Source organism: Mesorhizobium sp. WSM4829, assembly GCF_055811475.1.
The window spans coordinates 144361-158003 of sequence record NZ_JBVVQJ010000008.1 but is presented as its reverse complement, the minus strand read 5'-3'; the positions used below and the strand labels follow the sequence as shown (position 1 = coordinate 158003).

12 protein-coding genes are annotated in these 13643 nt (G+C 63.4%); 9 read left to right on the top strand and 3 right to left on the bottom strand.

Going from position 1 to position 13643, the window contains the following annotated elements; translation table 11 throughout:
• Window positions 1–72 precede the first annotated feature (72 nt).
• The 3 genes from xth to erpA are packed head-to-tail and all read right to left on the bottom strand — an operon-like array spanning window position 73 to window position 1618.
• A complete protein-coding gene (xth, locus tag AC0L17_RS10650; protein ID WP_473515784.1) occupies window positions 73–867 on the bottom strand; it encodes an exodeoxyribonuclease III in 795 nt (264 codons plus the stop codon).
• Window positions 868–874: 7 nt separating this feature from the next.
• Window positions 875–1267: a VOC family protein gene (locus AC0L17_RS10645; RefSeq protein WP_473515783.1), complete on the bottom strand. Its 393-nt coding sequence runs from the start codon at window positions 1265–1267 to the stop codon at window positions 875–877.
• Between the two features lie 3 nt (window positions 1268–1270).
• The gene (erpA, locus tag AC0L17_RS10640; RefSeq protein ID WP_006335221.1) at window positions 1271–1618 is read right to left on the bottom strand and encodes an iron-sulfur cluster insertion protein ErpA; all 348 of its coding nucleotides are present in this window, start codon (window positions 1616–1618) and stop codon (window positions 1271–1273) included.
• A gap of 129 nt (window positions 1619–1747) precedes the next feature.
• On the opposite strand from erpA, the gene AC0L17_RS10635 reads away from it, so the two are divergent.
• The 9 genes from AC0L17_RS10635 to tatC all read left to right on the top strand — a co-directional run bounded on the left by AC0L17_RS10635 (window position 1748) and on the right by tatC (window position 13520).
• Window positions 1748–2962: a deoxyguanosinetriphosphate triphosphohydrolase gene (locus tag AC0L17_RS10635; RefSeq protein WP_473515782.1), complete on the top strand. Its 1215-nt coding sequence runs from the start codon at window positions 1748–1750 to the stop codon at window positions 2960–2962.
• A 67-nt stretch (window positions 2963–3029) separates the two neighbouring features.
• Window positions 3030–4787 (top strand): arginine--tRNA ligase, encoded by a 1758-nt coding sequence (argS, locus tag AC0L17_RS10630; RefSeq protein ID WP_473515781.1) that lies wholly within the window; start codon window positions 3030–3032, stop codon window positions 4785–4787.
• Between the two features lie 103 nt (window positions 4788–4890).
• Window positions 4891–8670, top strand: a complete 3780-nt coding sequence (locus AC0L17_RS10625) for an SPOR domain-containing protein (protein WP_473515780.1) — start codon at window positions 4891–4893, stop codon at window positions 8668–8670.
• A gap of 163 nt (window positions 8671–8833) precedes the next feature.
• On the top strand, window positions 8834–9853 hold the full coding sequence (gene nagZ / locus AC0L17_RS10620; RefSeq protein ID WP_473515779.1) for a beta-N-acetylhexosaminidase: 1020 nt from the start codon (window positions 8834–8836) through the stop codon (window positions 9851–9853).
• Between the two features lie 126 nt (window positions 9854–9979).
• The gene (locus AC0L17_RS10615; protein ID WP_023802574.1) at window positions 9980–10780 is read left to right on the top strand and encodes a segregation and condensation protein A; all 801 of its coding nucleotides are present in this window, start codon (window positions 9980–9982) and stop codon (window positions 10778–10780) included.
• A complete protein-coding gene (gene scpB, locus AC0L17_RS10610; protein WP_287229315.1) occupies window positions 10777–11556 on the top strand; it encodes an SMC-Scp complex subunit ScpB in 780 nt (259 codons plus the stop codon). The genes AC0L17_RS10615 and scpB overlap by 4 nt, the downstream gene beginning before the upstream one ends.
• Window positions 11557–11734: 178 nt before the next feature.
• Window positions 11735–11956, top strand: a complete 222-nt coding sequence (locus AC0L17_RS10605; RefSeq protein ID WP_023802572.1) for a twin-arginine translocase TatA/TatE family subunit — start codon at window positions 11735–11737, stop codon at window positions 11954–11956.
• 29 nt (window positions 11957–11985) lie between these two features.
• Window positions 11986–12666, top strand: coding sequence for a Sec-independent protein translocase protein TatB (gene tatB, locus AC0L17_RS10600; protein WP_473515778.1), 681 nt, complete (start codon window positions 11986–11988; stop codon window positions 12664–12666).
• A 44-nt stretch (window positions 12667–12710) separates the two neighbouring features.
• Window positions 12711–13520 carry a twin-arginine translocase subunit TatC gene (gene tatC / locus AC0L17_RS10595; RefSeq protein ID WP_051407946.1) on the top strand — a complete coding sequence of 270 codons (810 nt, stop codon included), beginning with the start codon at window positions 12711–12713 and terminating at the stop codon, window positions 13518–13520.
• Window positions 13521–13643: the final 123 nt, after the last annotated feature.

Sequence of the window (13643 nt, the reverse complement as noted above, 5' to 3'; positions counted from 1 at the left end):
GCAGCGGAAACCCCGATTGTGGCGATATGACGGTCCATCCACCGGGAATCCGGCAGTTCGGGCCCCGAATGATCAGATTGGCGCAAAACCCAGTTCGATGGCGACCGGCACGTGATCCGAGGGCTTTTCCCAGGCGCGCACATGCTTTTCGATCGAGGCCGAGGAAAAGCGATTGGCGGCCTCGGGCGAGAGCAGCAAGTGATCGATGCGGATGCCGTTGTTCTTCTGCCAGGCGCCGGCCTGATAGTCCCAGAACGTAAAAATGTCCGGCGAGTCGCTGACCGCGCGCACGGCTTCGGTGAAGCCGAGGTTCTTCAGCCGGCGGAACGCCTGCCTGGTCTGCGGCTGGAACAGCGCATCGCCGAGCCAGTTCTCCGGGAACTTCGCATCGATCGGTTCGGGGATGACATTGTAATCGCCGGCCAGCACCAGCGCCTCTTCGAGCGCGAGTCTTGCCTCGGCCCAGCGCTCCAGCCGCGCCATCCAGGACAGCTTGTAGGAGAACTTCTTCTCGTCGTCGATCGGGTTGCCGTTCGGCAAGTAGAGCGAGGCAACGCGCAAAGCGCCCTTGTCGGTCGAGAACACGCCCTCGATGAAACGCGCCTGATCGTCGGCATCGTCGCCCGGCAGGCCCCTGATGACCTCGTCGAAGCGCAGCTTCGACAGGATGGCGACGCCGTTGAATCCCTTTTGGCCATAGATTTCGACGTTGTAGCCAAGCGCCTCGATCTCGGCCCGCGGAAACTGCTCGTCGACCGTCTTGATCTCCTGCAGGCAGGCGATATCGGGTGCGCTTTCCGTCAGCCAGTGGGTCAAATTGCCGATACGGGCCCGAACGCCATTGATGTTCCAGGTGACGATTTTCATGACGGCCTCATTGCTGCTCGGGCGGATGGCGTTCGACGAGGCCGATCGTATTGCCTGCCGGATCCTTTAGAAAGGCCATCCATTCGCTTTCCCCCGCCGGCCCGAACAGGCCCTGGGTATCGCGGTGGACGAGCATCGGCGGCGCAGTGAAGGGGACGCCGGCGGCTTTTGCCGAGGCGTGGAAATCGTCAAGGCCCGAAATGTCGAGGTAGACGGTGCCAGCCGGCAAGCCATCGGTGAACAGCAGCCGCACATCGCCGGCCATGATGAAGGCGATGCCAGGCGGATCGAAGCGCACGTGCACGGCCATGCCAAGCACGTCTTGCCAGAACGCCAGCGTTGCATCGAGATCGCGCCCGGCTGAAAGCGCGACCTGACGGACCGCGCCAATGGTAGGCATTCTCTAAATACTGAAGCTGGTGCCGCAGCCGCACGAGGCGACCGCATTCGGGTTCCTGATCTGGAACGACTGGCCCATCAGATCGTCGACGAAATCGATCACCGAGCCGCCCATATAGACCAGCGAGAGGTCATCGATCAGCACGGTGGCGCCGTCCTTCTCGATGGCGACGTCGTCATCGTTGCGGGTGTCGACCAGGTCGAACTTGTAGGAAAAACCGGAACAGCCGCCGCCCTCGACCGAAACGCGCAGCGCCGTCTTGCCGGCTTCGCCAGACACAATCTTGGCAATCCGCCTGGCGGCGGCGTCGGTCATCTCGACTTTCATGGCGGTCTTGGCATCAGCGCCCATGGGCGTCACCTTGCTTTCGGTTTCACATGATAGGTATGAAGCGCGAGGGGGCAAGTCAACTGCGGCGTAGGCTATGGAAATTGGCGGGGCTATGGAAATTGGTTGGGGCTATGGAAATCGGTTGGGGCGATGACAAATGAGTTGGGCGACATCGGTTTCGGCTATCGGCCACGCGCCGCCTATGCCTGCGATCCGGCAAAGTCGCGCGGGCGGCTGTTCGACGAGGTGGAGAGCCCGACCCGGACGCCGTTCCAGCGCGACCGCGACCGCATCATCCATTCGACGGCCTTCCGCCGGCTGAAGCACAAGACGCAGGTGTTCGTCGCGCATGAGGGCGACCATTACCGCACCCGGCTGACGCATTCGATCGAGGTGGCGCAGATCGCGCGCGCCCTGGCGCGGGCGCTGCGCGGCGACGAGGACCTGGCAGAGGCGGTGGCGCTGGTGCACGATTTCGGCCACACGCCCTTCGGCCATACCGGCGAGGATGCGCTGAACCAGAAGATGGCGGCCTGGGGCGGCTTCGACCACAATGCACAGTCGCTGCGCGTGGTGACGCGGCTGGAGAGCCGCTATGCCGAATTCGACGGGCTGAACCTCACCTGGGAGACGCTGGAGGGGCTGGTCAAGCACAACGGACCGCTGACCGACGCCAGCGGAAACGGGCTGAAGGGGCCGGTGCCGCAAGCGATCCGCGACTATTCGGAGCTGCACGACCTCGAGCTCGACCGCTTCGCCGGCATCGAGGCGCAGTGCGCGGCGATCGCCGACGACATTGCTTACAACAGCCATGACATCGATGACGGCCTGAGGTCGGGCCTTCTGAAGCTGGACATGCTGGAAAATGTCTCGCTGCCCGGCTCGATCCTCGACGGCGTGCGTCAGCGCTATCCGGCGCTGGACGATGTGAGGACAGGGCACGAACTGATGCGCCGGCAGATCACGATGATGGTCGAGGATGTCATCATCTCCACCACCGCCAATCTGGCCCGCATCAAGCCGGACAGCGCCGACGCGGTGAGGGCGGCAGGCGAGACGATGGTGACCTTTTCAGCCGAAATGGCCGCTTTCGAAGAGGAATTGAAAGCCTTTCTCTACAAGCATCTCTATCGACACAGCGAAGTCGTGCGCGTGCGCAACCAGGCCGAGCAGATCGTCAACGACCTGTTCGAGGTCTATATCGCCGATCCGCGCGCCATGCCCGATGGCTGGCGCGAAGGGCTCGACCGGGCTGATGATCGCATCAAGGCGCGCAGCGTCGCCGATTTCCTGGCGGGCATGACGGATACCTACGCTTTGAAGGAACACCGCCGTTTGTTTGACCATACGCCTGAATTAAGCTAGGCGGGGCTCGATTTTGCCGGCCAATAGGCCGGAATCCCGCAAAGCCGCCAGAGCCAGGGCCACACCAATGAACATCTTCGCCGATTTCAACGCGCGAATTATAAAGGCCGTCGAAGCGCTTGATTTGAAAGACAAAGACGGCGGTTCGCTGGACTTGTCGCGCGTCGCCGTCGAGCCGCCGCGCGACGCCAGCCATGGCGACCTGGCGACCAATGCGGCAATGGTGCTGGCCAAGCCGACCGGCCAGCCGCCGCGCGTACTGGCTGAAAGGCTGGCGCAAGCGCTGCGCGCCGACCCGGACATCGCCGCTGCAGAAATTGCCGGTCCGGGCTTCGTCAATCTCAGGCTCAAGGACGAGTTCTGGCAGGTGCATCTGACTGCGCTGCTCGGCGAAGGCCGCAATTACGGCCGCTCGACCGTTGGCGGCGGCAAGAAGGCCAATGTCGAATATGTCTCGGCCAACCCGACCGGACCGATGCATGTCGGCCATTGCCGCGGCGCCGTGGTGGGTGATGCGCTCGCCAATCTGATGGCCTTCGCCGGTTATGACGTGATCAAGGAATATGTCATCAACGACGCCGGTTCGCAGATCGACGTGCTCGGCCGCTCCGCCATGCTGCGTTACCGCGAGGCGCTCGGCGACGACATCGGCGAGATTCCTGCCGGGCTCTATCCAGGCGACTATCTCGTGCCGGTCGGCCAGGCTCTGGTAAGCGAATTTGGCCGTTCCTTGCTGCAGATGCAGGATGAGGAAGCGCTTGCCATTGTCAAGGACAGGACGATCGACGCGATGATGGCAATGATCCGTGAGGATCTGGCGCTGCTCAATGTGCATCACGACGTCTTTTTCTCGGAGCGCACCCTGCATGCCGACAACGCCCGGAAAATCCGCTCGGCGATCAACGACCTGACCCTCAAGGGCCATATCTACAAGGGCAAGCTGCCGCCGCCCAAGGGCGAGAAGCCGGACGACTGGGAGGATCGCGAGCAGACGCTGTTCCGCTCGACAGCGGTCGGCGACGACATGGACCGGGCGCTGGTCAAGTCGGACGGCACCTTCACCTATTTTGCCGCTGATGTCGCCTATCTGAAGGACAAGGTCGATCGCGGTTTCGTCGAGCTGATCTATGTGCTTGGCGCCGATCATGGCGGCTATGTGAAGCGCCTGGAAGCGCTTGCCAGGGCGATTTCCGGCGACGAGGTGAAGCTTACCGTGCTGCTTTGCCAGTTGGTAAAACTTTTTCGCGAGGGCGAGCCGGTGCGCATGTCGAAGCGGTCGGGCGATTTCGTAACGCTGCGCGAAGTGGTGGAGGAGGTCGGTCGCGACCCGATCCGCTTCATGATGCTCTACCGCAAGAACGATGCGCCGCTCGATTTCGACTTCGCCAAGGTGACCGAGCAGTCGAAGGACAATCCGGTGTTCTACGTCCAGTACGCCTCGGCGCGCTGCCATTCGGTGTTCCGGCAGGCGAGCGAACAGCTGGGTGAGGCCAATTTCGACCGCAATCGGCTGGCCGCCGCCACCGCTTCGCTGACCGACGAAGGCGAGATCGGCCTGATCAGGAAGCTTGCCGAATATCCGCGGCTGATCGAATCCGCGGCACTTGCGCTCGAGCCGCACCGGCTGGCATTCTACCTCTACGATCTTGCCTCCAGCTTCCACGGACATTGGAACCGCGGCACCGAAAATCCCGACTTACGTTTTGTTAAGGTTAACGACCGACAATTGACCCATGCCAGACTAGGGCTGGTGCAGGCTGTTTCGGACGTTTTGACGTCCGGCCTGACGCTGATCGGAGCCGATGCGCCCACCGAAATGCGTTAGGTTTGACTAAAAAACCTGTCACCTTTTGCCCACATTGCGCTGGTAAGGGCCAACCCTGCGCGACGTCAACGGCGTCCGAATGAGTGCGAGTTCGGGAACAATAATGGCAGACAGAACCCAGCTGAAAGCAGCCGCCCAAAACGATATCGCCAACGATGATCCGTTCGCGGAACTGACCAGGATCATGGGCTTCGACCCGCGCCAGCCGGTCAAGCCGCAGGCCCAGTCGACGGCGGCTGCAGCAAGTCAGCCAGCGGACGACGGCGATTTCGGCATCGACCTCGAGAAGGAGTTGATGGGCGAATTCGGCGGCGACGCCAATGACGGCGCAGCCAAGCTTCGCGAGCCGGCTTTCGACGCGGCTGCTACTGACCCAATCGACGACGAGCTTGTCGCGTCGCTCGAACAGGATCTCCTGCTCGACGATGAAGCGGCGGACGAAATCGCCGATGCCGTTGCTATCGACGATGTTCGCTCTGGCGTTGCCGGAACTCCCTCGGCTGCTGAAGCTGCTTTCGACGACGATTTCGACGAAGCGCTCGCCAGTTCGCTCGAAGACGTGTCGCTATTCGAAGACGATTTGCCGGTGGACGACAGGCTTGGGAACGACGAGCTTGGGAACGACGAGCTTGCCGCGTCGCTCGAACAGGATTTCCGGCTGGACGACGACACGGCGGACGAAACTGCCCATGCCGTTGCCGCCGCCGACCTGGGTTCCGGTGTTGCCGAAGTATCCGCGCCGGCTGTTGAAGCGGCGTTCGACGACGATTTTGACCATGCGATCGCCAGTTCGCTCGAAGACGTGTCGCCGTTCGAAGACGATTTGCCGGTAAACGACGAACTCTCTGCGTCGCTCGAACAGGATTTCCGGCTGGACGACGATGCGGCGGACGAACAAAATACCGGCGCTGACACCGCCGCGCCGGCCGCTGAGCCCGCCTTCGACGATGAATTCGACAACGCCGTCGCCAGCTCACTCGGAGACGAGCTGACGCTCGACGAGCACGTGCAGGTGGAGCAGGCTGCCGAAGCCGCCGACATCGCCGCGCCGGCCGCCGAACCCGCGTTCGACGATGAATTCGACAACGCCGTCGCAAGCTCGCTCGAAGACGAGCTGACGCTCGACGAGCATGAGCCGATCGAGGCCGCTGTCGAGGCTCCCGCTGCGGCTGTTTGGGCCGCTTCGGATGAGTCCGACGAGGACTTTGCCGACCACGACACTATGGCCGACGTCGCCATGGATGACGTCGACATGGATTTCGACATTCGCACGGCTGAGCCGGTCGAAGTCGACGAGCCAGAAATTGACGAGCCGGATTCTATCGCCGCCAACGACGACGAGCCTTCCGCCGCGACCCCGGAACATGCGTTCGACGACGATTTTGAATTGAGCTTCGACGACACGCTTGCCGATGAAGCCGAGGAGCCGGCTACTCGGGCCCCCGGCGTTGCAGCCGAACCGACGGCGCCAGCCGCCGTCGCTGAGGAGCGGAGCCTCGAAGACGAATTGAACGCGCTGTTGGGCACCATGAGCGCACGGGCTGCCCCGGTGGCAGCGTCCGCGGCCGCCATGGTCCAGCAACCTGTAGCCGCGGCTGGAGAAGCCGCCGACGAACCAGTGGATCCCACCGACGAACTGGCCGGGAGCCTTGACGAGCAAGACCTTTCGGAGCAGTCGAATGAAGACGCGGTCCAGGCCGCCGACGCCGACCTCGACACCGTTCTCCTCGACGGGCTCGTGGGCCATGATTTCGGCGCCGAAGACGCTGCCGGACCGGCTGATGTCGATTTCGACGACGATGCATTGCACGCCGCCTTCGCCAAGGACATCGGTCTGGATCATGGCGATGACGCCGCTCCACAGCAGGATCCGAATGATTCGCTCAGCTGGATGGCGGCACCCTCCGCCGCGCCTGCGCCGGCCCGTTCGTGGAGCCGCGTAACGCCGGTGGCACAGCCGCAACCCGCCTTTGCAGCCCAGCCGGCGGCTTCGGCGACCACAGAAACAACGACACCGCCAACCGCTGCGGCACCCTCCTATCAGGATGAGCCGGCCTATCAGGATGAGCCGGCCGAAGGCGATGCCGTCGATGCGGCGCCTGCGCCGGTGCAAAGCGAACAAGCCTCTTCATATGACGAGATGCCCGATGTCGAGACAGTCGATGTGCCCGAGCGCGTCGTAGCGCTGGCGGACGACCTCGATATTCCGGAACTCGACGTCAATGAAGACGCACCGCCGGCGCCTGCCTATGACGATCTCGATACCGAGTTCGCCAACCTTCTCTCGGAAATGAATGCCGTGGACGTCGCTGCCGGCCCGGCGCGCAGCACGGCGTATGACGACGAATCCTACAAATCCGGATTCAAGCCGGGGGCCGGACCCCAGCCGGGGGCAGGGTTCCAGTCAGCGGCCGGGTTCCAGTCAGGCCATGAGCCCGACCGCGTTGAAACGCGGACCTATGCGGCGAGACCGGCAGCAGCGCCCGTCAGTGCGTCTTACGCCGATGCCGCCAGCGGCTTCGATCTGGGCGACTTGCCCAGCGGCCGGCCGGTTTCGCAAGCGCAAGCCAACGACTTTGCCCTGGACGAACTCGACTACGACCCCGAACTGGATGAGGCCATGTCGGTTCCAGGCCTGGCCGAGCAGGATGCCGCGAGGCCCCGGAGCCGCGGCCTGCTGGTCGCCGCAGTCGTCGGCGCCGTGGCGATCGCCGGCGGTCTCGGCGCCTTCGCGCTGTCTTTCGGCGGCAACGGCGGCACCGATGCGCCGGTCATCGTCAAGGCGGACAACGCACCGATCAAGGTCAGGCCGGAAAACCCGGGCGGCACCGTCGTGCCGAACCAGGACAACAAGGTTTACGACGCCGTGGCCAAGGGGGGCGCGAGGCCTGCCGAACCGGTCCAGGAAAAACTGGTCACCAACGCCGAAGAGCCGGTGGACGTGGCGGCCAAGGAACCGCCGCAGAGCCGTGTGGTCGATCTTACGCCCGACGACATCGACACGGCTGAAGCCGCCGATGCGGCCGGCGGCACGCAAGCTGCCGGCGGCACGCAAGCTGCCGGCGGCACGCAAGCTGCCGGCGGCACGCAAGCGGCCGGGAATGCCGCGCCGGCACCCAAGTCCGAGGATCGTATCGCCCAGGTTCTGCAAGAGGCCGAGCAGGGCATCGAGCCGGATGTCGTCGCCGTTGCGCCACGCAAGGTGAGAACCATGGTCGTCAAATCAGATGGGTCATTGGTTGCGCGCGAGGATCCGGCGCCCGCGGCATCGCAGGTGGCTGCCGTCGAGCCTGTCGATCCGGCGCCGCAGCTTGTGGCCCCGGCGGGTCAGGCCGGCGACGCGGCGCAGACCGGTACCGTAGCGTCTGTTGCCGACCAGGCAAGTGGCGACCTGTTGGGCGGCGATCCGGTGGGCGACCCAGTGGCCGGCGACCGGGCCGAAACCGCCACGCCGGAAGCAGTCAATCTGGCCGCCGTGCCCACGGCTGAGGCTGAAGCTCAAACCAACCAGCCTGCCAACACGCCGGCCACGGTTCCGGTGGCGCCGCAGCGTCCGTCCGACCAGCCGGTCGACGTCGTCGGTGAGGTCAAGCCCGACCAGGTTGCGTCCATCAGTCCGGCGGCGGCCTCGACCGGCGGTGGCTCGTGGTCGATGCAGATCGCCTCGCAGCCGACCGTCGAAAGCGCCCAGTCGACCTATCAGGATTTGCAGCGTCGCTATGGCAGCGTGCTTTCCGGCCACACGGCCAACATCGTCAAGGCCGAGATCGCCGGCAAGGGAACGTTCTATCGCGTTCGCGTCCCGGCGAAGTCGCGCAACGATGCGATCAGCCTGTGCACCAACTACAAGGCTGCTGGCGGCAACTGTTTCGTGTCGCGCTAACCATTTTTCAAATCTCCCGCCCTTGGGCCGAAAGAACCGGCGCGGTCACAGACCGCGCCGGTTTTCTATGGTGGAAGGAGTTCCTCGTGTGGAAGGGTTCCGGCTCGAGCGATGTGGCTCGATGCGATTCCCTTTGTCTGCGTGAAGCTCTAAACTCCCGCCCATGACCGAATCAAAATCCATGATCCTTGGCTGCGCCGGGAAATCGCTCACACGCGACGAAATCAGTTTCTATCGCAACGAATGCCCGTGGGGATTCATCCTGTTTGCCCGCAACATCGGCGAGGCCGAGCAGATCCGCGATCTGGTCGCCGCGATGCGCGATTGTGTCGAGCGCCCGGACGCCCCGGTGTTCATCGACCAGGAAGGCGGCCGTGTGCAGCGCCTGCGGCCGCCGCTGGCACCGAATTATCCGGCCGGTGGCGCGCTCGGCGCCTTGTGGCGCAACGACCACGATGCCGGCAACCGCGCAGCATGGCTGATGGCGCGGCTGCATGCTTTCGACCTGCTGCGCTACGGCATCACGGCTGATTGCCTGCCGGTGCTCGACGTGCCGATCGAGGGCGCCAGCGACGTCATCGGCGCGCGCGCCTATGGCAAGGAGCCTCGTGCCGTCATCGAACTGGGCCGCGCCGCGGCAGAGGGCCTGATGTCGGGAGGCGTGCTGCCGGTTATGAAGCATATTCCCGGGCATGGACGGGCCTTTGCCGACACGCATTTCGAACTGCCGACCGTCGATGCCTCGATGAGCGACTTGCAGCGGCATGATTTCGCCCCGTTCAGGGAGCTCAATCATTTGCCGATGGCGATGACGGCGCATGTCGTCTACAGCGCGATCGACCCGAAGAACCCGGCCACCACCTCCGGCAAGGTCATCGACGAGATCATCCGCGGCGAAATCGGTTTCGACGGGCTGCTGATGAGCGACGACACCTCGATGAAGGCACTTTCTGGGGATTTCCCGACAAAGGCGGCGGCGATCCTTGCGGCGGGCTGCGATCTGGTCCTTCACTGCAACGGCGTTTTCGAGGAGATGGTCGGCATTGCGTCGCGCACAACGGGGCTTGAAGGCACGTCGCTGCAACGCGCGCAGCGGGCACTGACCTATATCAAGAACCGCGATCGGGCTGATGAAACCGAGATACGCGCCGAATTCGCCACCTATTTCGATGCGGTGGCCTAGACCATGATCCCGAACGGTGGGAGCCGGTTTTTCGGAACAGATCACGGTCAAACACGAAGTTAGAAGCAAAGGAAGCGACAGGAAGTGGCGGAAACGTTGGACAGCAAGGCCGGCAAGGCCGCACCGATGGACCGTCTTTGGGCCGAGAACGACGATTCGCGGCTGACCGGCGATCCCGCGCTGGTCGTCGATGTCGACGGTTTCGAGGGCCCGCTCGATCTTCTGCTGCATCTTGCCCGCAACCAGAAGGTCGATCTGTCGCGCATCTCGATCCTGGCGCTGGCCGAGCAATATCTGGCTTTCGTCGAAAAGGTGAGGGCGCTCAGGCTAGAGCTTGCCGCCGACTATCTGGTGATGGCGGCGTGGCTGGCGTTTCTCAAGTCGAAGCTCTTGATCCCCAAGCAACCCGGCGACGACGGTGAAAGCGGCGAGGAACTGGCGGCGGTGCTGCAATTCCGGTTGAAGCGACTGGAAGCGATGCGTGACGCGGCGGCACGCCTGGTCAATCGCAATCGGCTCGGGCGCGACGTGTTCGCCCGCGGCATGCCGGAAATGGTCATCGTCGAGAAACGCAACGCCTATTCGGCCTCGCTCTACGATCTGCTGACTGCCTATGCGGCGCAACGCCAGAAGCAGGCGATCACCAATGTGACGATCGCCAGGCGCGGTGTGTGGTCGCTCAAGGATGCGCGCGACATCCTGAACAGGCTGATCGGCACGCTTGCCGACTGGACGGCGCTGGACCGTTTCCTGGTCGAATATCTGACCGACCCGGACGAGCGGCGTACCGCGATTGCCAGTTCGTTTGCGGCGACGCTGGAACTGGTGCGCGAAGGCAAAATGGAAATGCGGCAGGACGACGTGTTCGCGCCGCTCTATCTGCGCGGTCGTGCGCAAGGCATCAGGGCAGTTGAGGTGGCATCATGAGCGAGCGCACCAACGCTTCGGTCATTCCGTTCAAGGTCGACGACGAGACCGAAGACGGTGTGCTCGCCGAGGTGCCGGCAGAAAGTCAGGCCCAGAACTTGTCCCAGAATCCCGGCGAGCGGCTGCATATGGCAGAGGCCGTGCGCATGGCCGAGGCGATCGTTTTCGCCAGCGCCGAACCGGTCAGCGAAAGGCAGCTTGCCGGGCGCCTGCCCGACGGCATCAATATTGCCGCGGCGATGGCTGAGCTGCAGCAGATTTATGCGCGGCGCGGCGTCAATCTGGTGCGCGTTGGCGATGCCTGGGCGTTCCGCACCGCCGGCGATCTCGCTTTCCTGATGAGCCGCGACACGGTGCAGCAGAAGAAGCTGTCCCGTGCGGCGCTCGAAGTGCTGGCGATCATCGCCTACCACCAGCCGGTGACGCGCGCCGAGATCGAGGATATCAGAGGCGTCGAGACCTCGAAGGGCACGCTGGACACGCTGATGGAGACCGAATGGGTGAAGATGCGCGGCCGGCGCCGCACGCCCGGCCGTCCCGTCACCTACGGCACCACCGACATCTTCCTCGACCATTTCGCGTTGGAGGAGATCCGCGATCTTCCCGGCATGGAGGAATTGAAGGGTGCCGGGCTGCTTTCGGGCCGCATGCCGTCGAATTTTTCCATTCCGATGCCGCCGGCCGACCCGGACGTGCTGACCGATGACGAGGATCCGCTGACCGACATCGACCTTGAGGAACTCGGCCTGTTGACGCCGCGCGTCGAGGAAGATTGACCGCAAACGACGTGCCGAAAGCGATGGTATTTAGCGGCTGCGCCGATAGGTAGCGGGCTGAGGCGCCGAAACTGCGTGACTTCGGCCACTCATTTATAAACTCTGTCGCGGTTGTGTTTGAATCCCGGCGCGAAAGCGCATAGATCATCGTCAGAGAAAACTTTCGAGAGAGATTGTTATGGGTTCATTTTCGATTTGGCATTGGCTGATCGTGCTGGTGATCGTGCTGCTGGTGTTCGGTCGCGGCAAGATTCCCGAGCTGATGGGTGACATGGCCAAGGGTATCAAGAGCTTCAAGAAGGGCATCGCCGACGACGAGGTTGCCGAGGACAAGCGCACCGTCGAGCACCGTGCCGACGAAACCGTTTCGGCAGCGAAGGAAAAGGCCAGCAAGAGCTGAGCCCAAAACTTTAGTCGGAACGTATCGCCATGTTCGACATCGGCTGGACCGAGATGCTGGTGATCGCGATCGTCATGATCGTGGTCGTCGGGCCTAAGGATTTGCCCAAGATGCTGCGCACTTTTGGTCGCACGACGGCGAAGATGCGCGGCATGGCAGCCGACTTCCAGAAACAGTTCAACGATGCGCTGAAGGAGGCCGAGCTTGACGACGTCAAGAAGTCGGTCGATTCACTCAGAAGCCTCAACCCGGCCGCCGAGATCAGGAAACAGCTCAACCCGTTCGAGCAGGCGGCGGCCGACGTCCGTTCAGGCGTCGACGCGGTGATGAAGCCGAAGCCGGCCGCAGACCCGGTCGCGCCGGCTGCTTCGACGCCGCAGGATACCGCGCTGAACAATGGCGCGACGGTGCTGCCGGGCGTCGATGCCCCGGAAGCGGCGCCGGCGGCGCCGACCTTTCCGGCGATGACCGATGGTTCGGTGACACCGCCTGTCGCGACGGCGGCGCCGGCCGCATCGCCAAAGGCCTCGGCGGCGAAGACGGAGGGCGCGCCAGCGAAAGCGATGCCGGCCTCCAAGGCCGCAGCGAAGCCAGCGGCAAAACCTGCTGTGACAAAGACCGCGGCTAAAAAGGCCGAGCCGAAGCCCGTACCGGCAACGGTGAAGAAGCCGGCCGCAGCCGCCAAAAAGACGGCGGGAGCCGCCAAGTGAGCATTTCGGAAAAGGACGAGATCGACAAGTCGGCGGCTCCGCTGATGGAGCATCTGATCGAGTTGCGCCGGCGGCTGATGTGGTCGATCGGCGGGTTCTTCGTCGCCTTCCTGTTCTGCTTCTTCTTCGCCAAGCAGTTGTTCAACCTGTTGGTCATCCCGTTCAAATGGGCGACGCAATGGGCAGGGCTCGACCCGCACAAGGTCGAGCTGATCTACACGGCGCCGCAGGAATTCTTCTTCACCCAGGTCAAGCTGGCGATGTTCGGCGGCATGGTGATCGCCTTTCCGCTGATCGCCACCCAGATCTACAAATTCATCGCGCCCGGCCTCTACAAGAATGAACGCAACGCCTTCCTGCCGTTCCTGATCGCTTCGCCGATCCTGTTCCTGATGGGCGCGTCGCTGGTCTATTTCTTCTTCACGCCGATGGTGATGTGGTTCTTCCTCGCCATGCAGCAGGCCGGCACCGACGACCAGGTGCAGATTTCGCTGCTGCCGAAAGTGTCGGAATATCTCAGCCTGATCATGACGCTGATCTTCTCCTTCGGTCTGGTGTTCCAGTTGCCGGTGGTGACCAGCCTGATGACGCGGGTGGGCATGCTGTCGTCCGAGGCGCTGGTCGAAAAGCGCAAATGGGCAATCGTCATCGCTTTCGTCGTCGCGGCTATTCTGACGCCGCCCGACCCGATAAGCCAGATCGGCCTGGCCGTTCCCACCATCCTTCTCTACGAGGTCTCGATCTGGTCGGCCCGGCTGATCGAGCGCAGCAAGGAACGGGAACGTCTGGCGCGCGAGAAGCGGGAGGCTGCGGAAGCGGCGGCCGAAAAGCCGGCGGACGCGTCATCGACCTAGCGGCATCGCCGTTATCTTCAGGTTTGCGGGACAGCGCGGGGCGCGAGGGAACTCGATCTTCACATCTTGCATCGGTCAAGGATGCGGTTTACGCCCCCTCTAGCCTACTTGAGGACGAACAGA